The sequence below is a fragment of the Mesorhizobium zhangyense genome (genome assembly GCF_011045115.1).
Classification (GTDB): domain Bacteria; phylum Pseudomonadota; class Alphaproteobacteria; order Rhizobiales; family Rhizobiaceae; genus Mesorhizobium_M; species Mesorhizobium_M zhangyense.
On record NZ_JAAKZG010000001.1, the window covers coordinates 163,460 to 186,783 of the forward strand.

At 60.3% G+C, this 23,324-nt stretch carries 22 protein-coding genes and 2 tRNA genes; 15 read left to right on the forward strand and 9 right to left on the reverse strand.

The features are described 5' to 3' along the window. Positions 1–91: 91 nt before the first annotated feature. From G6N74_RS00780 to G6N74_RS00790, 3 genes are all read left to right on the forward strand, one after another. Entirely contained in the window at positions 92–466 is a 375-nt protein-coding gene (locus tag G6N74_RS00780) for an Hpt domain-containing protein (protein WP_205826484.1), read from the forward strand. 110 nt (positions 467–576) lie between these two features. Then, on the forward strand, positions 577–897 hold the full coding sequence (locus G6N74_RS00785; protein WP_165113269.1) for a 2Fe-2S iron-sulfur cluster-binding protein: 321 nt from the start codon (positions 577–579) through the stop codon (positions 895–897). Between the two features lie 81 nt (positions 898–978). Beyond that, entirely contained in the window at positions 979–2,004 is a 1,026-nt protein-coding gene (locus G6N74_RS00790; RefSeq protein WP_165113272.1) for an NAD(P)/FAD-dependent oxidoreductase, read from the forward strand. A 7-nt stretch (positions 2,005–2,011) separates the two neighbouring features. On the opposite strand, the gene G6N74_RS00795 is transcribed toward G6N74_RS00790, so the two are convergent. Then, positions 2,012–2,644, reverse strand: coding sequence for a DUF922 domain-containing Zn-dependent protease (locus tag G6N74_RS00795; RefSeq protein ID WP_165114385.1), 633 nt, complete (start codon positions 2,642–2,644; stop codon positions 2,012–2,014). A gap of 126 nt (positions 2,645–2,770) precedes the next feature. On the opposite strand from G6N74_RS00795, the gene folP reads away from it, so the two are divergent. Both folP and folK read left to right on the forward strand, forming a co-directional pair. Beyond that, complete coding sequence (gene folP, locus G6N74_RS00800; RefSeq protein WP_312857819.1) at positions 2,771–3,616, forward strand: dihydropteroate synthase; 846 nt, start codon at positions 2,771–2,773, stop codon at positions 3,614–3,616. A gap of 26 nt (positions 3,617–3,642) precedes the next feature. Next, positions 3,643–4,158, forward strand: a complete 516-nt coding sequence (gene folK / locus G6N74_RS00805; protein ID WP_165113274.1) for a 2-amino-4-hydroxy-6-hydroxymethyldihydropteridine diphosphokinase — start codon at positions 3,643–3,645, stop codon at positions 4,156–4,158. A 13-nt stretch (positions 4,159–4,171) separates the two neighbouring features. Here the strand turns inward: folK and G6N74_RS00810 are convergent, their stop codons facing one another. Both G6N74_RS00810 and G6N74_RS00815 read right to left on the reverse strand, forming a co-directional pair. Next, positions 4,172–4,723 carry a DUF924 family protein gene (locus G6N74_RS00810; protein ID WP_165113276.1) on the reverse strand — a complete coding sequence of 184 codons (552 nt, stop codon included), beginning with the start codon at positions 4,721–4,723 and terminating at the stop codon, positions 4,172–4,174. Then, positions 4,720–6,570 (reverse strand): monovalent cation:proton antiporter-2 (CPA2) family protein, encoded by a 1,851-nt coding sequence (locus G6N74_RS00815; RefSeq protein WP_165113278.1) that lies wholly within the window; start codon positions 6,568–6,570, stop codon positions 4,720–4,722. The genes G6N74_RS00810 and G6N74_RS00815 overlap by 4 nt, the downstream gene beginning before the upstream one ends. 309 nt (positions 6,571–6,879) lie before the next feature. On the opposite strand from G6N74_RS00815, the gene G6N74_RS00820 reads away from it, so the two are divergent. After that, a complete protein-coding gene (locus tag G6N74_RS00820; RefSeq protein WP_165113280.1) occupies positions 6,880–7,146 on the forward strand; it encodes a hypothetical protein in 267 nt (88 codons plus the stop codon). A 59-nt stretch (positions 7,147–7,205) separates the two neighbouring features. Here the strand turns inward: G6N74_RS00820 and G6N74_RS00825 are convergent, their stop codons facing one another. The 4 genes from G6N74_RS00825 to G6N74_RS00840 form a co-directional block, all read right to left on the reverse strand. After that, a complete protein-coding gene (locus G6N74_RS00825; RefSeq protein ID WP_165113282.1) occupies positions 7,206–7,760 on the reverse strand; it encodes a hypothetical protein in 555 nt (184 codons plus the stop codon). 125 nt (positions 7,761–7,885) lie between these two features. Further along, entirely contained in the window at positions 7,886–8,977 is a 1,092-nt protein-coding gene (locus G6N74_RS00830) for a YcjF family protein (protein ID WP_165113284.1), read from the reverse strand. After that, positions 8,974–10,449: a YcjX family GTP-binding protein gene (locus G6N74_RS00835; protein ID WP_165113286.1), complete on the reverse strand. Its 1,476-nt coding sequence runs from the start codon at positions 10,447–10,449 to the stop codon at positions 8,974–8,976. The genes G6N74_RS00830 and G6N74_RS00835 overlap by 4 nt, the downstream gene beginning before the upstream one ends. 81 nt (positions 10,450–10,530) lie before the next feature. Next, positions 10,531–11,037: a SixA phosphatase family protein gene (locus tag G6N74_RS00840; RefSeq protein ID WP_165113288.1), complete on the reverse strand. Its 507-nt coding sequence runs from the start codon at positions 11,035–11,037 to the stop codon at positions 10,531–10,533. Positions 11,038–11,340: 303 nt separating this feature from the next. Between G6N74_RS00840 and dksA the strand changes: the two genes are divergently transcribed. After that, entirely contained in the window at positions 11,341–11,757 is a 417-nt protein-coding gene (gene dksA, locus G6N74_RS00845) for an RNA polymerase-binding protein DksA (RefSeq protein WP_091912705.1), read from the forward strand. Between the two features lie 66 nt (positions 11,758–11,823). On the opposite strand, the gene G6N74_RS00850 is transcribed toward dksA, so the two are convergent. After that, entirely contained in the window at positions 11,824–12,618 is a 795-nt protein-coding gene (locus G6N74_RS00850) for a flagellar biosynthetic protein FliO (protein ID WP_165113290.1), read from the reverse strand. A 225-nt stretch (positions 12,619–12,843) separates the two neighbouring features. Here G6N74_RS00850 and cckA point away from each other — a divergent pair, with 225 nt between their 5' ends. The 5 genes from cckA to G6N74_RS00875 all read left to right on the forward strand — a co-directional run bounded on the left by cckA (position 12,844) and on the right by G6N74_RS00875 (position 20,945). Further along, positions 12,844–15,432 (forward strand): cell cycle histidine kinase CckA, encoded by a 2,589-nt coding sequence (gene cckA / locus G6N74_RS00855; protein ID WP_165113293.1) that lies wholly within the window; start codon positions 12,844–12,846, stop codon positions 15,430–15,432. 145 nt (positions 15,433–15,577) lie between these two features. Beyond that, complete coding sequence (clpP, locus tag G6N74_RS00860; protein WP_165113295.1) at positions 15,578–16,219, forward strand: ATP-dependent Clp endopeptidase proteolytic subunit ClpP; 642 nt, start codon at positions 15,578–15,580, stop codon at positions 16,217–16,219. Between the two features lie 296 nt (positions 16,220–16,515). Then, positions 16,516–17,790, forward strand: coding sequence for an ATP-dependent Clp protease ATP-binding subunit ClpX (gene clpX, locus G6N74_RS00865; RefSeq protein WP_091912880.1), 1,275 nt, complete (start codon positions 16,516–16,518; stop codon positions 17,788–17,790). Between the two features lie 278 nt (positions 17,791–18,068). Beyond that, complete coding sequence (gene lon / locus G6N74_RS00870) at positions 18,069–20,483, forward strand: endopeptidase La (RefSeq protein ID WP_165113297.1); 2,415 nt, start codon at positions 18,069–18,071, stop codon at positions 20,481–20,483. A 189-nt stretch (positions 20,484–20,672) separates the two neighbouring features. Then, positions 20,673–20,945: an HU family DNA-binding protein gene (locus G6N74_RS00875; RefSeq protein WP_165113299.1), complete on the forward strand. Its 273-nt coding sequence runs from the start codon at positions 20,673–20,675 to the stop codon at positions 20,943–20,945. Positions 20,946–21,097: 152 nt separating this feature from the next. On the opposite strand, the gene G6N74_RS00880 is transcribed toward G6N74_RS00875, so the two are convergent. After that, positions 21,098–21,173, reverse strand: a tRNA-Val gene (locus tag G6N74_RS00880). Between the two features lie 215 nt (positions 21,174–21,388). Between G6N74_RS00880 and G6N74_RS00885 the strand changes: the two genes are divergently transcribed. The 3 genes from G6N74_RS00885 (at position 21,389) to G6N74_RS00895 (ending at position 23,323) form a co-directional block, all read left to right on the forward strand. Continuing rightward, positions 21,389–21,465: transfer RNA gene (locus G6N74_RS00885), tRNA-Asp, on the forward strand. 188 nt (positions 21,466–21,653) lie between these two features. Further along, complete coding sequence (locus G6N74_RS00890; RefSeq protein ID WP_165113301.1) at positions 21,654–22,508, forward strand: D-amino-acid transaminase; 855 nt, start codon at positions 21,654–21,656, stop codon at positions 22,506–22,508. 179 nt (positions 22,509–22,687) lie between these two features. Then, positions 22,688–23,323 (forward strand): invasion associated locus B family protein, encoded by a 636-nt coding sequence (locus G6N74_RS00895; protein ID WP_246245601.1) that lies wholly within the window; start codon positions 22,688–22,690, stop codon positions 23,321–23,323. Position 23,324 lies beyond the last annotated feature (1 nt).

Genomic DNA, 23,324 nt, shown 5'->3' on the forward strand with positions numbered 1-23,324 from the left:
ACCGATTTCCGGGCTCTCGCACATTAACCCGTTATCCACATGATTACGCTAGCCTGGTTGATCTAGCCGGGTGCATGACAAGAAGGTTGAAATGGCACTGCATACATCCAACGCCGTCGCATTTTCGATGCCGGGCGGCGAAAGCTGCGGCTCAGCACGGTCTCGCCCGGTCGATCTGGTTCATCTGGCCCGTCAAACGATGGGTGATCGCGCGCTCGAGCAGGAAGTGCTGGCATTGTTCGTGCAGCAAGCTCTGCAGGTTCGCGACCAGATCTCCACTGCCAGCACAAATGAGCGTCTTCGTTTGGCCCACGGCTTGAAGGGTTCCGCGCGCGGCGTCGGCGCATTCGCCATTGCCGACTGCGCGACCGCAATCGAAAAGCAGCCCGAAGATCGCAATGTTTTGAAGCGGTTGTCGGGGCTCATTGACGAAGTCCGCGAATTCGTCGCTGCTATCAATCGATAGGTATTTTCTCCACTTGTTCTCGAATACGCCACGGGAGGCCGCTTTTGCGACGCAGTTGACTTGCGCGCCGGAGTGATTATCTCGGCTTGGTATTCATTTCAGGGGCTGTAATGACCAAGCTTTCCTTTGTCGCCTTCGATGGCACGCGCTTCGAGGTCGAAGCCGAAAACGGCTCGACCGTCATGGAGAACGCCATCCGCAATGCCGTGCCGGGCATCGAGGCGGAATGCGGCGGGGCCTGCGCCTGCGCCACCTGCCACGTTTATGTCGACGAGACCTGGACCGATATCGTCGGCGAGCCGGAGGCGATGGAAGAAGACATGCTCGACTTCGCCTATGACGTTCGGCCGAATTCGCGCCTGTCCTGCCAGATCAAGGTGCGTGATGAACTGGACGGGCTCGTGGTGCAGGTTCCGGAGCGCCAGGGATAATTCCGCTGTTGCCGGCCAAGCTCATGCATTCCTGATATCCTGCTGGGGAAATTTCAACAGATCATAGTCGAGGGCAGGAATATGGAGAGCAGCAAGACGGACGTTCTGATCATCGGAGCAGGGCCGGTCGGGCTGTTCGCCGTGTTCGAACTCGGCCTGTTCGATATGAAGTGCCGTCTGATCGACATTCTCGACCGGCCCGGCGGCCAATGCGCCGAACTCTATCCTGAAAAACCCATCTACGACATTCCGGCCTGGCCTTCGATCTCGGCGCAAGGCCTTGTCGACAAGCTGATGGAGCAGATCGCTCCGTTCAAGCCGGAATTCAGCTTCAACCGCATGGTTTCCGGGCTGGAAAAGCTCGAAGACGGCACGTTCCGGGTCACCACGGACGAAGACGAGGTGATCGAGGCCAAGGTCGTGGTGATAGCTGCCGGTGGCGGCTCGTTCCAGCCCAAGCGACCGCCGATACCTGATATCGAGGCCTATGAAGGCAGCAGCGTCTTCTATTCCGTCCGGCGCATGGAAGAATTCCGCGGCCATGATCTCGTCATTGTCGGTGGCGGCGATTCCGCGCTCGACTGGACGCTCAACCTGCAGCCTGTCGCAAAAAGCGTCACACTGGTTCATCGCCGCCCGGAATTCCGCGCGGCACCTGACAGTGTCAACAAGATGTACGCGATGCAGGAGATGAAGCAGCTTGATTTTCAGGTCGGGCAGGTGACCGGCCTGAAGGGCAGCGACGGGCAGCTCTCATCCGCAACCATCAAGGGGCCTGATGGCGACGTCGAAATTCCTTGCACGCGCATGCTGCCGTTCTTCGGGCTGACCATGAAGCTTGGGCCGATCGCCGATTGGGGCCTCAATCTGCATGAGAACCTTATTCCGGTCGATACGGAGAAGTTCGAAACCTCGGTGCCGGGAATTTTCGCCGTCGGCGACATCAACTGGTATCCGGGCAAGCTGAAGCTGATCCTTTCCGGCTTTCACGAAGTGGCGCTGATGGCGCAGGCTGCCAAGAAGATCGTCAGCCCCGGCGAACGCATCGTGTTCCAGTACACGACGTCGTCTTCCAGCCTGCAGAAAAAGCTTGGCGTGGCTGATTAGGCTGCATTCAACCGGCGCGGCGCGCCGCTTCCATGCGCTCGAGGCGATATCCCAGAAGGCGCATGATGCGCCTTTCGAAATTCACGCTTTCAACCCGGTCGAATTGTTCCTGCGCCTTGTCGTGCTTTTCGAGAATTCTGGCACGGATCTCCTTAGCTTTCGCCAGAACCGTTTTGCAGTCCTTCTGCCGGTCAATCGCCTTCATGGCCCGTTCCATCTCGCGGGCATAATTCTTGGCAATGACGACATGGCCTTCCTCATGCCGCTTGATATCCGAAGCCAGAGTATCCCAAATCAGTCTGACATCCTGCTCGGCCTTGCGAGGGCGGCTCCATCTGGGAAGGATGATTTTTACCTTCAAGGTCACCTTCGCCTCGGCAAGTTGGCAAAAGCTTGAAGCGAATGCCGTTGTTCCCTGGGCGTAGCCGAGGCGGGTGGTGAATTCCATCTGCGTGGCGCCGGGGTGCCGCTTGTTGGAGGTTTTCACCTGTGGTCCGTGCTTGGCCAACTCGTTCTCGATCTGATCCAGCGTGTTGCCGCCGACCGAGAAATAGCTGTAGGTCTTCGAAAGGCTGACAGCGCCGGCGGGAATGGCCGAGCAGGTGATCAAGCCGAGGGCCAGCAGGATACGTTTGTTCATATTGCCTCTTGCTGTACCTTGCTTTACGCGCACTTTGGTGTGCAACCGAAATCGCCGCCAAACCAGTCTTGCTGCAACAAGTGTTGATTTTTTGTGCCTTCGCCTGATGAAAAAGAGCAATCGACCGTGACGATACGATGGCAACTGGCCCACGGCCGGCACCTCGACATCGGTGACAAGGCGCTGGTGATGGGGATTTTGAACGTCACGCCGGACAGTTTTTCCGATGGCGGCCTCTTCAATGTGCCTGACAGGGCCATCGAGCAGGCGCAACGCATGGTGAGCGAAGGCGCATCGATCATCGATGTCGGCGGGGAATCGACCCGTCCCGGCGCAACGCCGGTGTCGCCGGCAGAGGAGCAGGCAAGGGTATTGCCGGTCATCGAGGCGCTTGCGAAGGCCGGCGATACGCTGATTTCGGTCGATACCTACCGCGAGGAGACGGCGAGGCTTGCGGTAGCTGCCGGCGCGCATATCGTCAACGATGTATGGGGCCTTCAGCGCGAGCCGGGCATCGGCAAGCTTGCAGCCGAGACGGGGGCGGGGCTCGTCATCATGCATACCGGCCGGGAGCGCGAGAAGAACCCCGACGTCATCGCCGATCAGTTCGAGTTTCTTGAACGATCCCTCGAGATCGCGCATGAGGCAGGCGTGCGTGACGACCAGATATTGCTCGATCCAGGATTCGGATTCGCGAAGGATTCGGAAGAAAACCTGCAGCTGATGGCACGGTTCTCCGAGCTTCACGCCCTCGGCTTTCCGTGGCTGGTCGGCACATCGCGCAAGCGGTTCGTCGGCTATGTCTCGGGCAAGGACTCCGAGGCCCGCGATGCCGCCACAGCTGCCACAAGCGTCGTTCTTCGCCTGAAAGGGGCGGCGCTATTTCGGGTGCACAATGTCGCGATCAACGCCGACGCGCTTGCCGTCGCGGATGCTATCTTCGCGCGTGAAACTGCCAAATCCTTATCTTAAGAATTCCGGTCAAGCCGAGGTTGCGATTGTCGATTTCCAAAAAAGAGCGCGTCTATCTCAGCCTGGGTGGAAATCTCGGCGAACCGGCGAAAGCCATGGCCGCCGCCTTGCGCATGCTGGATGATGACCCGCAGACCGAGGTCGTTGCCGTCTCATCGCTGTACCGCACGGCGCCGTGGGGCAAACACGACCAGCCGGATTTTCTCAACGCAACCGCTGAGATCGCAACGACGCTGCCGCCGCGCGAATTGCTTGAGCTTTGTCTGGAATCGGAGCGGAAACTCAAGCGCGTCCGCGAGGAGCGCTGGGGACCGCGCCTCGTCGACATCGACATTCTGGTGTTCGGAGACCGCACGATCCACGAAGCCGGGCTGGAGGTTCCGCATCCACGCATGCTGGAGCGTGCTTTCGTGCTGGTGCCGTTGTCGGAGATCGCGCCGGATTTTTCCGTCGGTGGCCTAAGCCTGGCCAAGCGCCTGAAACAGATTGACCGTGCTGGTATCGAGCGCCTCCCGACCGGCCGGGATTGGTGGCGCAGCTGAGGCGACGCCTGCTTCAGCCCGCAAATCCGCCGCTGTCGAGAAAAGCCTGTTCCTCCGGCGTCGTTTCGCGACCAAGAGCCCGGTTGCGATGCGGGAAGCGCCCGAAACGCTGAACGATATCACGGTGTTCGATCGCGTATTTCATGAAGGACTCCGGCAGAAATCGCGCCAGCTCCACCGATCGATATTGATCGTCCAGATGCTCCGAGTGTTCGAAGGGCAGATAGAGGAAGACGCGCAATTCAGGGTCGATGGTCTCGTCGTGGCCAAGCTCCACGGCCCTGCGTGCGAAATGACGTGCGAGGGGATCGGTCGCGAACATATGTGCCGTGCCGCGAAAACAGTTGCGCGGGAACTGGTCGAGCAGGATCAGCAGTGCGAGGCAACCCTCTGGATGATCAGCCCAATGGTCCAGTTCGCGCCTGGCGGCGGCGAAATGCAGGTCGCGGAAGCGGTCGTGAAAGGAACTGTCGAATGTGGCGTCCTTGGTGAACCACTGATCGGGGCCGGCCTTACGCCAGAATTCGAGGATTTCGAGCGCATTCGGGTCCAATTCCGCCGTCAATTCTGATTTCCTTCCACTGTTACCGATTGTCCGAGAACGGTTGCCGTTCCCTCGTCCATTGCCCGTCCGGGGCGCCTTGGCGGCGTCAGCGGTGCCGGCACCGGCATATTGCCCTTCATGAAGCCGCGGCCGGCCTGCAGGCCGCCGGCAAGCTGCGCATCGAGGCGGGCCGCATCGCGCTGACGCACGTCCTGGATGACTTCTGCTGCGTCTTCCTCGTCGACGCCCAGCTTTTCGAGCGTCGACTGGCCGAAGGCGAGGGCTGATTCGAAGGTTTCGCGAAGCTGATAGTCGACGCCCGCCTGTATCAGGTCCATTGCTATGCCGCGATCGTAGGCGCGCGCCAGAACCGGCACGAGAGGGAACTCGGCGCGCATGTGCTCGGCGATGCGGACGGCGACATCGCCCTTGTCAACGCAGATCAGCACAGCGCGTGAGCGCCCGGCTCCGGCCGTGTGGAGAATGTCCAGCCGGGTGCCGTCGCCATAATAGACCTTGAAGCCGAATGTAGCGGCGGCCTGGATCATCTCGACATCGTTGTCGATGATGGAGACGTCGATGCCGCGCAGAAGCAATGGCTGACTGGCAATCTGGCCAAAGCGCCCGAAGCCGATGACGAGCACGCTGCCTTGCAGATCTTCAGCCAATTCGACGCCATCCAGCGTCTGTTCCACGGCTGGTGTGAAATAGCGCAAGGCTACAATCGCTAGTGGCGTGAGCACCATCGAAATGATGATTATGGCAGTCAGAATGGCGTTTGCCTGCCCGTCGATGATGCCGACCGCCATGGCCGACGAATACAGCACGAAGGCGAATTCGCCGCCTTGCGCCATGATTACCGCGCGTTCCAGCGCAACGCGATGACTGGACTTGAGGAAGCGCGCGACGAGATAGATGCCGAACGCCTTGATGAGCATGTAGGCGATGACGTAGAAGGCGACCATCTGCCAGTTGGCGGCGACGATCCGCAGATCCAGCGACATGCCGACGGCGAGGAAGAACAGGCCGAGCAGGACGCCGCGAAACGGCTCGATATCCGCTTCGAGCTGGTGGCGGAATGTGGATTCGGACAGCAGCACGCCGGCCAGGAAGGCGCCCATCGCCATCGACAGGCCACCGAGCTGCATGGCCAGTGCGGAACCGAGCACGACGAGCAAGGCAGCTGCCGTCATCACCTCTCTGGCCTGCGAATCGGCGAGAATGCGAAAGAGCGGGTTAAGGAGATAGCGGCCGGCGATGACGAGGCCGAGGATCGAGCCGAGGCCTATGCCGACATCGATAAGCCGGGTCGCCCATGTCGTTTCCGCATGCCCCGCCGCTACGGGAGCGAGAAACGCCACCGCAGCCAGAAGCGGGACGATGGCAAGGTCCTCCAGAAGCAGGATGGAAACCATGCGCTGCCCGTTGGGTGAAGACATCTCGCCGCGCTCTTCCAGTATCTGCATGACGATCGCGGTCGAAGTCAGCACGAAACCGGCGCCAGCGACGAAGGATTGCGACACCGGAAATCCAGTCAGGAAGCCAACGCCGGTGAGAAGCAGGGCGCAGACGCCGACCTGCATCACGCCGAGGCCAAATATCTGTTTTCGCAAGCCCCAAAGCCGCGACGGCTGCATTTCAAGCCCGATGATGAACAGGAACATCACCACGCCAAGTTCGGCGACATGCAGGATGGCAGCCGAGTCGGAAAAAATCTTGAGCCCGAAGGGGCCGATCGCAAGGCCGGCGGCGAGGTAGCCAAGGATCGAGCCCAGGCCCAGGCGCTTGAAGATCGGAACGGCTATGACGCCGGCACCGAGCAATGCCACCACCTGAATGAGATCGCTGTTCGAAGCTTCCGCCGCCATGAACTGTCCTGATTGTTCGCGCCGGACGTTTGCACGGCGAAAGGGAGATAGGTTGTCAGGATAGAAGCTTACGCCGCGCGCGAAAAGCCCGGAAAGGGAGGGGAACCCGACGATGTATGCCCATCATTCTCCGCAAGACAGGCAAATCCACCCAAAAACGCCTGGCTCATCGAATTTTCCTTCCAGGTTTTCGCGTTGCAGTTGCAAACCGTCACAAACGGGCGCTAAAGCACGATTGGCTTCTGGCCAAGCGGGGGGCTTGAGACATGCGGCTGTCATTTTTGCCGTTATTTCAAGGAGAGGACTACAATGAAGAAATTTTTGCTCGTCGCGGTCGGCTTTGCCGCGCTCGCCGGCTCGGCCTGTTCCAAGGCACCGGAATGCACGTCTGAAGTGCTGACCCAAAAGGCACAGGAACTGACGACGGCACTGCAGGCCGCTATTACGAAGGATCCTGCAAAGGCAGCCGAACTGACCACGAAGGTGCAGGAGATCGGCACGAAATATCAGGGTTCAACGACTTCAGCCGATGCCTGCAAGGCCTATGACGAGCTGATCACGGCGATCAAGGGCTGATATTTTTTGATTTTTTCAGAAAGCGGTCGTCGCGAGACGGCCGCTTTTTTCGTTGTCGGCTATTTTCGCGCGATCGTGCCGACAGCGGTTGCGTCGACGCGCTTCAGGCTCATGCCGATAACCGGCACCATCTGCTCATCGACGCGAACGGAGACCGTGACATTCATCGTGTTGTCGTCGGGAATGCGCGCCTGCATCACGCCCTTGAGCTGGTTGCGGTTGAGCGCGAACACGACCTTGCGGCCATCGACGACATTGCCGGAGATGATATCCAGGCCCTTGCCGGCGGCGCCATCAAGGAAGGTGCCCTTGTAACCCTTGCTGCCCTTATGCTCGACGGTGGCCGACATTTTCTGCGTGAAGACGCCGACGCGGCAGCCGCCATCCAGCGTCATCCCGACCTTGCCCGAAGGCGTGGAGCCGGTGAATGTGCAGTTGAACTTCGTGCCCTTGTACTTGCCGGCGACGATCTCGCCCGGTCCGACCCAGTCGCCTTCGACGCTCTGGAAGAATTTCTTGTCGCGCTGAGGTCCCTGAACGGTATCCGCAGAGCTTGGTGTTGCAGCGGCAAATGCCACGATCGGCAACACGGTGAACAGAACTGCGCGTTTCATCAAGTGACACCCGGAGACAAAGGAAACGTGGTTACGATTTCCTGAACCATGACCAAGATTGGTTAATGCTTCGTCACCTTGGCCATCCCACGCAATCGCTTTCAGGTCAATTTCGAAGTGCTTGATCAATCTTGCGCAGGCGTTTTTTCCGTTTGTTTTTTGGTCGCAAAGGAGGTCAGTGCGGATAGGAAGTCACCCATGCCCGGCCGCTTTTGCGCGATGAAGGGCAGGGGCCGGGCCGTTTCCATCGCGGCGATGCCGATTCGCGCGGTCATCATGCCGTTGACCACGCCTTCGCCCAGCTTGGCCGAAAGCCGCGCTGCCAGGCCGTGGCCGACGATCTGCTGCACGAAACTGTCGCCGACGGCGATAGAGCCGGTAACGGCCAGATGAGCCAGCACGCTGCGGGCAAGGCGAAAGAAGCCAAGCGTTCCGGGCCTGCCGCCATAAAGCTCCGACAAGCGCCGGATGAGCCGGCCTGCCTCGAAGACGACATAGGCAACGTCGACCAGCGCGCGCGGGCTGACGGCGGTCACCAGTGACACGCGCTTGGCCGCATCCAGGATCAGCACCTTGGCGCGGGCGTCGAGCGGGCTCAGGATTTCGGTTTCGGCAAGCTTCACCAAATTGGCGCCGTCGATGATCTCGTCGCGCAGTTCGGCAAGCGTGCGCCGGCCGGCTGCCGTATCGGGCTTGCCGGCCACGAAGGCGGAAAGTTCCTCGACTACCGCCCGCGCAGCCTTTGGATCGTCGCGGGCAACGGCATCCAGCGCCTTGGTTTGCAGCTTTTGCACCGATGCAAGGCGCCGAAGCGCCAGCATTTCCCGCAGAAGGATAACGACGAGTGCGAGCGCGGCGATAACCGCCACGGCTGCCGCAAGCCAGCCCAACCATTCGGCGCGCTCGAACAGGTCGCGGATAAGCTGGTCCGTCCACAGGCCGACGGCGAGCGAAACCAGTATCCCCAGCGCGCCGAGGAAGATCGAGGCGAGTTTCGAGTGACGCCTTGGCGCGGATGCCGGCGGCGGTTCGCTCGCAATGATGTCGGGCTCATCGAAGACGTCGATCTCTGCGGGCGTGACGATTGCCACGTCCGTTTTCAACGCGCGGGGTTTGCGCGGTGCTTCTGTGGCCGTGCGTTTCGAGACGGGAGCCGTCTTCTCTTCGGCTGCTTCCGGCTCGATGCGGAAGGCGGCCGGCTTTCGGGGCGCATTCATGCGAGATGATCTCCGATCAGGAACTGCAGCGCCCGGTCCAGCCGTATATGCGGCAACGACAGGGTGACGCCCTCGGCAGTCTTTTCCAGCTTCGGTGGGCGGAAGCGCACGAAGCGGATGGTGGGGTCGCCGTTGGTCGGATATCCACTGGCGCCGCCGACTTCAAAAACTGAATCCGCTTTTGCCGGCAAGTCACCGGGAAATATGGCTGTTTCGGTCTTGCCGTCGAATGTCTCGCCGCCGATGGTTTCGCCTTCCAGCGGCGTGCCGATGATGACCGGAAGCGTTTCCCGGCCTTGCTTGACGGTGCCTTCGCGCGTCGCCCGCACTGCCGCCATGGCCAGAACATCCACGTCGGCGCCCGACAGATTGGCGCGCGCGACGGCACGCTCCGTGAGGCGGCGCACGATTGCCTGAAGCCGATCATGGCTTTCGTGGTGCAAGTGGTCCGCCTTGGTGGCGGCGACGAGGATGCGGTCAATGCGCCGCGAGAACAGGTCGGTCAGGAAACTGCCGCGGCCCGGGCGAAAGCAGGCAAGGATTTCGGTAACCGCGCGCTCCAGATCGGCGATCGCGCCAGGCCCGGCATTGAGCGCCTGCATGGCGTCGATGAGCACGATCTGACGGTCGAGCCTTGCAATGTGTTCGCGGAAGAACGGCTTGATGACGTGGGTCTTGTAAGCCTCGTAGCGCCGTTCCATCATGGCATGTAACGAGCCGGTGCGGGGGCGAGCATTTTCGAGGCCGGGCAGGGGCGCGAAGGTCAGCGCCGGCGAGCCTTCGAGGTCGCCGGGCATGAGGAACCGCCCGGGCGGCAAGGTCGACAGGGCCCGTTCGTCCAGCTTGCAGGCTTTCAGGTAGGCCGCGAAACTCTCGAACAGTTTTCGCGCCGTCATCTCGTCGGCATCGGCGTTGGGGTCGATCGTCTCGGATAGCTTTCGCCATGCTTCCGACAGATCGGTGCGAACCGGAAGTGCGGCCATCTCGAATGCATCGTGGGAGAATTCGCTGTAGGATTTGCCGAGAAGCGGCAGATCCAAAAGCCATTCTCCGGGATAGTCGACGATATCGACCGACAGCCGCCCCGCCGAAAACATCCGGTTCCAGCCGGAGGCGGATTCAAATTCGATCGTCAACCGCAGTTCCGAGATTGCGCGCGTCGAATCCGGCCACGTCCGTGCATTCACCAGCGCATCAATGTGATCCTCATACTGAAAGCGCGGCACGGCATCGTCGGGCTGCTCCTCCAGGAAGGCGCGCGAGATGCGGCCGGATTTCTGCGCCTCGAACAGCGGCAGGCGTCCGCCCTGGATGAGGTTGTGGACGAAGGCAGAGATGAAAACAGTCTTGCCGGCGCGTGAGAGGCCGGTGACGCCCACACGCATAGACGGCACAAACAGGCCCGTGGTCCGCTCCGTGATCGTGTCCAGCGCTATTCGCGCCTCGTCGGTGAAAGTGGTCAGAGACGCCAAAGGCCAAACCTCGTCTGTGGATGCCTCCCGATATAGGCAATGCGCTCGCGATTTGAAGCGCCGGCACGAATTTGGAACGAGTTACGCTTCCGCCGGGGTTATGAAGGCTTCGAGAAAACCCTTGCCGGGAGCAGCCTCGCAGAGACCTTCGTCGAAGCGGATCACGGCGAGGCCGGAGGTCGGGAAACCGGCGTGCATCGTGGCGCAGGCCTCTTCTTCGCCGTCGGAGGCGACCGCCATGGCGAGATCTTCCATCATGGGATTGTGTCCAATGACTAGGATCGAGCCAAGGCAGCCGTTTTCCCGGATGATTTTCAAGTAGCCTGCTGCATCCTCGCGATAGAGATCATCGAAGAACAGGACTTTTCCAGTGTCGGCGTTGCCGGCGATGCCTTCCAGCGTCTGGCGTGCACGTGCCGCGTTGGAGCACAGGGTGAGGTCCGGCACATAGTCGCGGGCACGCATCGCCACGCCGGTCGTTTCGGCGTCCGCAACGCCGGATGGATCGAGCGGGCGATCGAAATCGCGCATTCCGGGCAAGGCCCAACCGGCTTTGGCGTGCCTGAGTAGATACAGCCTGCTCGCCACGCAACCCCTCCCTTGAACGGCTTTTTCGCGTTGCCGATTGTTGGAGAGGATTTAGCGACGGGCGGTCAATTGCGCAACCGAATGATGAGAAAGCCGTTGTTTCTCGGTCGGTCGCAGTAGTGATCTACTGCTTTTGATATAGGCCAATTGTCTGAATTGCATGATTTCAGGAAAGCCTCCGTGGCGCGAAACTTGGCGGACGTTGCGACTGACAATTGCGTGAAGGGGATGTCGATTGCGCTTGTGCGGTTAAAGGTCGGCGAATATATAGGCGCAAAAAAACGGGTAATGGGGTGAGTCGAAATGAACGAACTCGTTGATGCCGCTTACGTTCCCACGGAAGACGAACCGTTTATGAACGAGCGGCAGAAAGCCTACTTCCGTCTCAAACTTGTCACCTGGAAGAATGACATTTTGCGCGAAGCGCGTGAAACACTCGAAATTCTTCAACAGGAAAACGCCAATCACCCCGATCTTGCAGATCGCGCTTCGTCCGAAACGGACCGTGCTATCGAGCTCAGGGCGCGCGACAGGCAGCGGAAGCTTATTTCCAAAATAGACTCTGCACTTCAGCGCATTGACGAAGGCACCTACGGTTTCTGCGAGGAGACCGGAGAGCCGATCGCACTCAAGCGTCTGGATGCTCGCCCGATCGCCACTTTGTCGATCGAGGCGCAGGAGCGCCATGAACGGCGTGAAAAGGTCTATCGCGACGACTGATAGCGTCGTGGCAAGCAAAATAAAAAAGGCGGCTCAGGCCGCCTTTTTTATTTTCTGCGGATCAGCTCATCTTTTGTGGCTGGAAAGCTCGCCGAGCAGCTTCGTCATTTCGTCGTCAAGCGAGACTTCAGGCGCTTTGGGGCTTGCGGGCTTCGGCTCATCGTCCAGCGAGAATTCAAGCTCCTTCAGCAAAGACTCATCAAGTTCATCGTTCTGAACGGCTGGGCGGGATGGCTCGGCAACTGGAGCCTGGTATCGCGAGGCAGTCTGGACGGGCGGTTCGCGGCGCGGGGCGGGCGACGAAAGCGGCACGCGTGGCGGCTCCACTCTGGCAACAACCGGCGTCGGCGCCGGCGCTGGTGCGGGTCTTGGTGCAGGCGCCGGCGCGGGTCGAACAGCGGCTGCGAGCGCTTGGGCGCGCGCAATCTGCGTTGGCTGAGACGCAGGGGCGGGCTCCGGAGGGCGAGGCTGCGGTGCCGGGCGGGCCGGAACCTGCTGCTCCAAAGAGCGAGGTCTTGCCGGGGCTTCCTGTCCGCCGTCGCCGGTGAGTGCGGGCCGCCGCTGCTGGGTCAGCCGGATATCGCGCTCGACGACGACGTCGGTGGGGCCGCCAATCAAAAGCAGGTGCTCGATGTCGTCGCGGCGAACGAGAATCAGCCGCCGATGGCTGTCGACGGCTGTGGCGTCCATCACGGCCAGGCGCGTCTTGCGGTTGCGTCCGCCGGCAACGAATGTGCCGAACGTCATGCTGCGGACTAGCTTGATGATGATGAGGACGATGACGAGCAGAATGAGGGCGGCGAAGGTCCAGAGGATGGCTGCCGAATATCCCGGCCCAGCAATGTTATCCAACCATTCCATCATCGACTTCCCCAGCTCATTTCGCCCGCGCGACACTAGACCGTGGACGGCAATATTCGCAAGTTGCCTTTCACGCCCTGGACGCTCGAAATGCCCTAGCTGACAACGAGCCCGGTTTTTCCCTGCGCTTTTTCAGGCTAGGCCTATGCGCGTTGGGAAGAATGTGATTCAACCGGTTCCACGCCCGCAGGGGGAATCTGGGGAAAACAGGCAAGAGACGGACGTATGGCCAAGGAAATGCGCGGCGATTTTTATCCCGTACCGATCGTCGACCAGAATACGCGTCCGGGCGCGATAACGCGCCTGATCGTCTTTATCGTCGTGCTTACGGGTGCTGCGATCGTATTCGGCATTTTCCGCGAGCGTCTGGGCGATCCCTTCCTGCTGGGCATGCTCGGCGTGCTGGCGATGATCGGCGTTGGCTATCTCTTTGCCACGGCCATCGGCTTCGTACAGATCGCGCCTCGCTCCACGACCGACGAGCTGTCGAAGGCTTTCGTCGATTCCATGTCGCAGGGTCTTATCGTCACCGACACCAAGGGCCGTGTCGTCTACGCCAACCGTGCCTATGCCGACATGACGGGTGCGGCAAATGCCCCCGACCTGAAGACGGTGGAGGGCCTGCTCTCGGATATCCCCGAGGCGTCGCCGACGATCTATCGCCTGGCTTCCGGCTTGCGGGACGGGCAGGCGGGCGATGGCGAGTTTCGCCTGTCGCAGTCAGTGCGCCCCGGTGCCGAACCTGGCGCGCGCTGGTATAGGGTGAGGGCACGCACCTTCAAGGTGCCCGGCCAGCGCCAGCCGTTGCTTGCCTGGCAGTTGTCCGACATCTCGACCGAACGGGCCGAGCAGGAGCGTTTCTTCCTCGACCTGCAGAAGGCCATCGATCATCTCGATCACGCGCCCGCTGGGTTCTTCTCGGCCGACCAGGAGGGCCGCGTCACCTATATCAACGCTACGCTCGCCGAATGGCTCGGTATCGATCTTGCGAGCTTCACGCCGGGCGCGACCACGCTGCATGAGATCGTCGCCGGCGACGGCATGGCGCTCGTGCGGTCGGTGAAGGCCGATCCCGGCACCACCCGCAATGCGGTGATCGATCTCGATCTGGCAACCGTCACCGGCGAGGCGCTGCCGGTGCGCTTCATGCATCGCGTTTCAGCCAGCCGCGACGGCCTGAACGGCCCGACGCGCACCATCGTGCTGAACCGCATGCAGGGCGAGGACTCTTCGGCAGACCTGCGCGCCTCGGAGGTGCGGTTCACAAGGTTCTTCAACTCGACGCCGATGGCGATTGCCGGTGTCGACCAGGAAGGCCGCATCCTGCGCACCAATGCGCCGTTCCTGTCGCTGTTTTCGAGCGTGGTCGACCGGGATGCCGTTGACCGCCATGTCCGGCTCGATACCGTGATCCACGAACGTGATCGCCCCGCTCTGGCCGCCGCACTTGAAAAGGCGCGACAGCACCAGGTCGACATATCGCCCATAGAAACTATTCTGCCGGACAATGAGGAGCGCCATATGCGCTTCTATGTCAATGCGGTTGCCGACGGTACCGGCGGAGAGGGCGCCGAGGAAGCGGCCATCGTCTATGCCGTCGAAACCACTGAGCAGAAGGCGCTCGAGGGCCAGATGGCGCAAAGCCAGAAGATGCAGGCTGTCGGCCAGCTTGCCGGCGGTATCGCGCACGACTTCAACAACGTGCTGACAGCCATCATCATGGCGTCGGACCTGTTGCTGACCAACCATCGGCCGTCGGATCCGTCCTTCCCCGACATCATGAACATCAAGCAGAACGCCAACCGTGCCGCGTCACTGGTGCGGCAGCTGCTGGCGTTCTCGCGCAAGCAGACGCTTCGGCCCGAAGTGCTGAATCTGACCGACGTGCTCGCCGATCTGCGCATGCTGCTTGCGCGTCTTGTCGGCAATTCGGTCAAGCTCAAGGTCGATCACGGCCGCGATCTCTGGCCGGTGAAGGTCGATCTCGGCCAGTTCGAGCAGGTTGTCGTCAACCTCGCCGTCAATGCGCGCGATGCCATGCCGGACGGTGGCGATCTCACCGTGCGAACGAAGAATGTCACGGCGGAAGAGTGCAAAGCCTACACCTACCGCGAACTCGTGCCGGCGGATTATGTCGTCGTCGAGGTCGAGGATAGCGGCAGCGGCATTGCGCCGGACGTGCTGAAGAAGGTGTTCGAACCGTTCTTCACCACCAAAGAGGTCGGCAAGGGGACCGGCCTTGGCCTGTCGATGGTCTACGGTATCATCAAGCAGACCGGCGGCTTCATCTATTGCGATTCCGAAGTGGGCAAGGGTTCGGTCTTCCGCATCTTTCTGCCGCGCCACATCGCCGAGGTGAAACCCATGGCCGATGCAAGCGGGCAGCCGACCGAAGCCGCAAGCGCGCCCGCCGCGAAGGTATCGGACGCCGCGCGCGATCTGTCCGGTTCCGCAACCGTGCTCCTGGTCGAGGACGAGGATGCGGTGCGCATGGGCGGCATGCGGGCGCTGACCTCGCGCGGCTACACCGTGCACGAGGCCTCATCCGGCGTCGAGGCGCTGGAGGTCTATCACGAGCTTGGCGGCAAGATCGATATCGTCGTTTCGGACGTCGTCATGCCGGAAATGGACGGTCCGACGCTGCTTGGCGAGTTGCGCAAGCTGCGTCCGGATATCAAATTCATCTTCGTTTCGGGCTATGCAGAGGACGCATTTGCCCGAAATCTGCCGGCCGATGCGCAGTTCGGATTCCTGCCAAAACCCTTCTCGTTGAAGCAGTTGGCGACCGTCGTGAAGGAAGTTCTCGAAAAATAGCTCGGAATGCCTGCAGACAGCACTTCAAGCTATTCGAACCCGCACTTGCGCAATGGTGAGGCGGCATCCTATTTAACGAGAGACATTCAATAGCAGATTCTGCCCGTCCGGTGCCGGAATCCAAATCCTGACAAAGGGACATTTAATGAGAAACCCCGTCGAAACCGCAATGAACCTCGTTCCGATGGTGGTCGAACAGACCAATCGCGGCGAGCGCGCCTATGACATCTTCTCGCGGCTTCTCAAGGAGCGCATCATCTTCATCACCGGTCCGGTCGAAGACGGCATGGCGACGCTGGTCTGCGCGCAGCTGCTCTTCCTCGAAGCCGAAAACCCGAAGAAAGAGATCAATCTCTACATCAATTCGCCGGGCGGCGTGGTCACCAGCGGCATGGCGATCTACGATACGATGCAGTTCATCAAGCCTGCCGTTTCGACGCTTTGCATCGGCCAGGCCGCTTCGATGGGCTCGCTGCTGCTTTGCGCTGGCCACAAGGACATGCGCTTTGCCACGCCAAATGCCCGCATCATGGTTCACCAGCCGTCAGGCGGCTTCCAGGGGCAGGCTTCGGACATCGAGCGCCATGCCCAGGACATCATCAAGCTGAAGCGCCGCCTCAACGAGGTTTACGTCAAGCACACAGGCAAAACCTACGAAGAGATCGAAAAGACGCTCGATCGCGATCATTTCATGACCGCCGACGAGGCCAAGGATTTCGGTCTGATCGACAAGGTCATCAGCTCGCGTGAAGTTGTCGAAACACCGGAGCCAGCGGCGACGAAATGACGCTTTGCCGGTCGAGACTGTGGGAATGACACACTTTTGACTCGGCTTGCGGCATTTCGGTCACAATTAGCTGTTTCCTCGGCGAGAGCTACGACCTACGTTAAGCCTATGTTGAATTTCGGCGGCTTAACTTTCAGTGGGGGCGCCGCGAATCGATTGCCACGTTTTCTGACTTGTGTTTCGTATGGAATACGTTGGAAATGCTGGAATGCCAGCAGCGGTGGATTCCCGCGACCAACGGCGTAAGAGGTTCAGCCAGTCTATCGGCCGGGCAGTACTGAAAGGACTTGGACAAGATGAGCAAGGTCAGCAACGGCGGCGGCGATTCCAAGAATACGCTCTATTGCTCGTTCTGCGGCAAGAGCCAGCATGAAGTGCGCAAGCTGATCGCCGGCCCAACGGTTTTCATCTGCGACGAATGCGTCGAACTTTGCATGGACATCATCCGCGAGGAAAACAAAACCTCGATGGTGAAGTCGCGCGAAGGCGTGCCGACGCCGCAGGAAATTCTGAAGGTTCTGGACGACTACGTGATCGGGCAGCCCTACGCCAAGCGCGTGCTGTCGGTGGCCGTCCACAACCACTACAAGCGGCTCGCCCACGCATCGAAGAACAACGATGTCGAACTGGCGAAGTCGAACATCCTTCTGATCGGCCCGACCGGCTGCGGCAAGACGCTGCTCGCGCAGACGCTTGCCCGCATCATCGACGTGCCCTTCACCATGGCTGATGCGACGACGCTGACCGAGGCAGGCTATGTCGGTGAAGACGTCGAGAACATCATCCTGAAGCTGCTTCAGTCGGCCGACTACAATGTCGAGCGGGCCCAGCGCGGCATCGTCTATATCGATGAAATCGACAAGATTTCCCGCAAGTCCGACAATCCCTCGATCACCCGCGACGTTTCGGGCGAGGGCGTGCAGCAGGCGCTTCTGAAGATCATGGAAGGCACTGTCGCCTCCGTGCCGCCGCAGGGCGGCAGGAAGCATCCGCAGCAGGAATTCCTGCAGGTCGACACAGCCAACATCCTGTTCATCTGCGGCGGCGCATTTGCCGGCCTCGACAAGATTATCTCGGATCGCGGCAGAAAAACCTCGATCGGCTTCGGCGCGATCGTCGCTTCGCCGGAGGATCGCCGCAGCGGCGAGGTGTTCCGCCTCGTCGAGCCGGAGGATCTGCTGAAGTTCGGTCTTATTCCTGAGTTCGTCGGCCGTCTGCCGGTTCTGGCGACGCTGGAAGACCTGGACGAGCCGGCACTGATCCAGATCCTGACCGAGCCGAAGAACGCGCTGGTCAAGCAGTATCAGCGTCTGTTCGAGATGGAAAATGTCGAGCTGACGTTCCATGAGAACGCGCTTTCGGCGATCGCCAAGCGCGCCATCGAGCGCAAGACCGGCGCGCGCGGCCTGCGTTCGATCATGGAAGCTATCCTGCTCGACACGATGTTCGAGCTTCCGGCGCTGGAAGGCGTTCAGGAAGTTGTGATCTCCGAGGAAGTGGTGACCGGCAGTGCCCGGCCGCTCTACATCTATTCGGAGCAGAAGGAAAAGAAGGGTAACGTCAGCGCCTAAGCGCGTTTTCGCTGCAAAATATCCAGCAAACGGCGCCGCGAGGCGCCGTTTCGCGTTTCGAGGATAGGGCAAACGTTGGATAGTGCGACGAGAAGTATGCGGCTGTGTTGTTTGCCCTTGATCTTTGTTAGCCGCGCATCCAACTAACGGAGAGAGGTTGTGGGCTGTATTCCGTGCTAAAATCCCTGTACCAAACGGTGGATAGGCGGAACGGTCTGTGGCCGTTAATATGAGATTCGCGATTGGCCAATGGCGATCGCGAAATGAAAGGTTGGACAATGGCCAAGATATCCCGGTCTTCCGGCAACGCTGTTTTCGCAGTCCTCCCGCTGCGCGACATCGTGGTGTTTCCGCATATGATCGTTCCGCTCTTCGTCGGGCGTGAAAAATCGATCAAGGCGCTGGAAGAGGTGATGGGCGCAGAGAAGCAGATACTGCTCGCGACCCAGATGAATGCAGCCGACGACGATCCCGAAGCCGATGCGATCTATGAGGTCGGCACGCTCGCCAACGTTCTCCAGCTTCTGAAGCTGCCGGACGGCACGGTGAAGGTGTTGGTCGAAGGTACGTCGCGCGCGCAGATCACCTCCTTTACCGATCGTGCCGACTTCCATGAGGCGAAGGCGGTTGCACTTGTTGAGCCCGAAGAAGAAGAAATCGAGGTCGAGGCGCTCGCCCGCTCGGTGGTTGCCGACTTCGAGAACTATGTGAAGCTCAACAAGAAGATTTCGCCCGAAGTGGTCGGCGCCGCCAGCCAGATCGACGACTATTCCAAGCTCGCCGATACGGTTGCTTCGCATCTCGCCATCAAGATCCCCGAGAAGCAGGAAATGCTCGGCACGCTCTCCGTGCGCGAGCGGCTTGAAAAGGCCATGGGCTTCATGGAAGCCGAAATTTCAGTGCTTCAGGTGGAAAAGCGCATCCGCTCGCGCGTCAAGCGCCAGATGGAGAAGACGCAGCGCGAGTACTACCTCAATGAGCAGATGAAGGCGATCCAGAAGGAACTCGGCGAAGGCGAAGACGGCCGCGACGAGGTTGCCGAGTTGGAGGCGCGCATCAAGAAGACCAAACTCTCCAAGGAGGCCCGCGAAAAGGCGGATGCCGAGTTGAAGAAGCTCAAGTCGATGTCGCCGATGTCGGCCGAATCCACGGTCGTGCGTAACTATCTCGACTGGATCCTGTCGATACCGTGGGGCAAGAACTCCAAGGTCAAGCAGGATCTCGGTTTCGCGCAGGACGTGCTCGATACGGATCACTTCGGCCTCGACAAGGTTAAGGACCGCATCGTCGAGTATCTCGCCGTGCAGAGCCGCCAGAAGAAGCTGAAGGGGCCGATCCTCTGCCTCGTTGGTCCTCCCGGCGTCGGCAAGACCTCTCTCGGCAAGTCGATCGCCAAGGCGACCGGGCGCGAATTCGTGCGCATGGCGCTCGGCGGCGTTCGTGACGAGGCTGAAATCCGCGGTCACCGCCGCACCTATATCGGCTCGATGCCCGGCAAGGTCATCCAGTCGATGAAGAAGGCGAAGAAGTCCAATCCGCTCTTCCTGCTCGATGAAATCGACAAGATGGGCCAGGATTTCCGCGGCGATCCGTCGTCGGCCTTGCTCGAGGTGCTCGATCCGGAGCAGAACTCGTCCTTCATGGACCACTATCTGGAGGTCGAATACGATCTCTCGAGCGTGATGTTCGTGACGACGGCGAATACGCTGAACATCCCTGCGCCGCTTATGGACCGCATGGAGATCATCCGTATCGCCGGCTACACCGAGGACGAGAAGGTCGAAATCGCCAAGCGGCACCTGATGCCGAAGGTGGTTCGCGACCATGCGCTTCAGCCGAAGGAGTTTTCGGTCAGCGAGGATGCGATTCGCGCGATCATCCAGACCTACAGCCGTGAGGCCGGTGTGCGCAGTCTCGAGCGCGAGCTGATGAAGCTCGGGCGCAAGGCCGTCACCGAAATCATCAAGACCAAGAAGAAGTCGGTGAAGGTCACTGCCGAGAACCTGGCTGATTACCTCGGCGTGCCGCGCTTCCGGTTCGGCCAGGTCGAGGCGGACGATCAGGTCGGTGTGGTTACGGGTCTTGCCTGGACTGAGGTCGGCGGCGAATTGCTGACGATCGAAGGCGTCATGATGCCCGGCAAGGGCAAGATGACGGTCACCGGCAATCTGCGCGACGTGATGAAGGAATCGATCTCGGCGGCGGCATCCTATGTTCGCTCGCGGGCCATCGATTTCGGCATCGAGCCGCCGCTGTTCGACAAGCGTGACATCCACGTCCACGTGCCGGAAGGCGCGACCCCCAAGGACGGCCCATCGGCTGGTGTGGGCATGGCGACTGCCATCGTCTCGGTGCTGACCGGTATCCCGGTGAAGGCCGATGTGGCGATGACCGGCGAGATCACGCTCAGGGGCAGGGTGCTGCCCATCGGCGGCCTGAAGGAAAAGCTGCTTGCGGCTCTTCGCGGCGGCATCAAGAAGGTGCTGATTCCGGAAGAAAACGCCAAGGATCTGGCGGAGATTCCGGACAATGTGAAGAGCGGAATGGAGATCATTCCGGTCAGCCGCGTCGGCGAAGTCCTGCGCCATGCACTGGTGCGGATGCCCGAGCCGATCGAGTGGACGGAGCCGGTTGACGCTCCGGCAGCCAAGGCCGACGCGACCGACGATGCGGGCAAGACTCTCGCTCATTGAGCGCTGACGGCACGTATTTAGCCAGATGAAGTGAAAGCCGGGCCTCGTGCCCGGCTTTTTTCGTTGAAAAACCCCGGAAAACCAAGGATTCTCGGACTTTCTGGCTTGGTTGAGGGAACAGTTCTTTCTAAAGTCCGTTTCCTGCCGGTTGAGTCGTTAGTCCCGGTTTTCTCATGGAAGGAAATTTTAATGAACAAGAACGAATTGGTGTCTGCTGTCGCTGAGGCCGCTAACATTGCCAAGGGCGATGCGCAGTCCGCTGTTGAAGCGGTCTTCTCCGTGATCACCGGCGAGCTGAAGAAGGGTGGCGACGTTCGTCTGGTCGGCTTCGGAAATTTCACCGTGTCAAAACGCGCCGCTTCGACGGGCCGCAACCCGCAGACCGGCGCCGAAGTGCAGATTCCGGCGCGCACCGTGCCAAAGTTCTCGGCCGGCAAGGGTCTCAAGGACGCCGTGAACTAAGTTTTCGACAAATTGTCGAATTTGGAAAAGCCGGGCCCCACGCCCGGCTTTTTCTTTTGTCACAGATTCGGTATCAGCCGAGCCGAGCCGCGACGGTCGCGCAAAGCGAAATGTCGCTTTGCTTCGACGGTATGTAGTGATCGGAGGGGATTTGGTGGGCGATGACGGGCTCGAACCGCCGACATCTTCGGTGTAAACGAAGCGCTCTACCAACTGAGCTAATCGCCCGACGCGAGCGGACGTTTAAGCGGTTCGTCTCTGAACCGCAAGGAGAATTCGCGGGTTTTTCGGTATTATCGTCCGGTTTCTTGGTTGTTGCGCTGCTTGTGAAAAAACCTTTAGCCGAGTGGCGAAATGCTGCACTGGAGCGCTTGACACTCACCACCGAACCCCTTAATTCCACGCCCAACGACGCGGCACGAACTCAAGTGTCTGCGTCTTGCGCGGGTGTAGCTCAGTTGGTTAGAGTGCCGGCCTGTCACGCCGGAGGTCGCGGGTTCGAGCCCCGTCACTCGCGCCATTTCTCGAACGGCTTATAGTCGTTCAGAAATGTTTCCTTCCACAAATTCGAATGTCTTTTTCGTGCCTAAGGCGATAGCCGGGCACCGAATTGGTATGTGGATTATTGTGTTGAACTGACTGAACCAATTTCCTCGTAGGCCCCATTGTTCTAGCTTCCCCCAGTTCAAAACAGGAATGGACCGTCGAATGGAACGGATTGTCTACGTAAACGGCGAGTACGTTCAGGAGAGCGACGCCAAGATTTCGGTGTTCGACCGGGGCTTTCTGTTCGCCGACGGCGTCTATGAGGTTACCTCCGTGCTGGAGGGCAAGCTGATTGATTTCGACGGGCACCTTCGCCGCCTTCGCCGATCGCTTGTCGAACTCGCAATGACCATACCTTGCCCGGATGAGGAACTCCTGAGTATTCATCGCGAGCTCGTTGCGAGGAATGCCGTTGTCGAAGGGCTGGTCTATCTTCAGGTCACGCGCGGCGCTGCTGATCGCGATTTTGCCTTCCCGAAGAATGTTCCCCAGACATTGGTCCTGTTCACTCAGGCGAAATCGATCGTGGACAGCCCCCTGGCGAAGCGTGGTGCCCGCGTGGTTTCGGTAGACGATCTCAGATGGGGCAGGCGCGACATCAAGACCGTGCAGCTTCTGTACCCGTCGATGGCGAAGATGATCGCGCAGGAGAAGGGCGCAGACGATGCCTGGCTCGTCCAGGATGGACTTGTGACCGAAGGCACCTCAAACAACGCTTATATCGTCACGCAGGACGGCACGATCGTGACGCGGGACCTTTCCAGCGACATTCTTGCCGGCATCACGCGAGCGGCCGTCCTGAAATGCGCGCGCGAACTGCAAATGAAAGTGGAAGAGCGGCCATTCTCGATCGCGGAAGCGTTGACGGCGCGCGAAGCCTTCACGACCTCGGCGACGGGTTTTGTCTGCCCGGTGGTGGAGATCGACGGAACTGCGTTGAGTGACGGCAATCCCGGCGCTGTAGCTGTCAGGCTTCGCCAGGCCTACATCGAGGAAAGCCTCAAGGCAGCCATTTGAGCCGGGCGTCAGCGGGCGTACGGCTGCATTGAGCTTTGAATCGTCTGCCGTGCCGCGGTTGGACCATGGTTTTCGCGCGACATCGCATGTAAAGGCAGAATGGGCGGGCAGGTTTGTGTCGACGGCATGGTGCCGCGGGACTTTGCTGTGCCTGCATCTCAAGGGGGAGAGCGTTGGGCATGGGCGGACGTTTGAAAATCACAGCTGTGTCGATCATCGCGGCAAGTGCGGTCGCCCTGGCCGCTCATGCGGCCACAGGGGGAACGATGTCAGCGGTTCAGCCGGATCAGCTTGCTGAGAGCATTCCCGCGGGCCAGGGGGACGTTTTGCTGGCGCAGAACGCGACGGCTCCAGCGGCTCCTTCAAACCTCCCTGGTGGGGCGTCCTCGCTGCAGGAAACCTATGAGGACTGGCAGGTGGCCTGCGTGCAGCGGGGGGAGGGAAAGTTCTGTTCGATGTCGCAGCAGCAGGCCCAGCAGAGCGGCCAGCGCATCCTCGCGATAGAGATCAACAAGATTGACGCCGGCAAGACGGAGGGCGTCCTTGCGCTTCCTTTCGGCCTCGCGCTGGATTCGGGCGTTACCCTTCAGGTCGACGAGAAGCCTGCCGGAAAGCCTCTGCGTTTTCGCACATGCATACCGGCCGGGTGCCTCGTCCCGGTCAGCTTCGATGCCGCAATGGTTGCCGCGCTGCGGGGCGGAACGGCACTCAAACTCGCGGCCGCGGCAAGCGAAAACGGCCAGCCGGTGAATTTCTCGATTTCGCTGAAAGGTTTTGGCGCTGCCCTGGATCGCACGGCAGCGCTGGTAAAGTAGC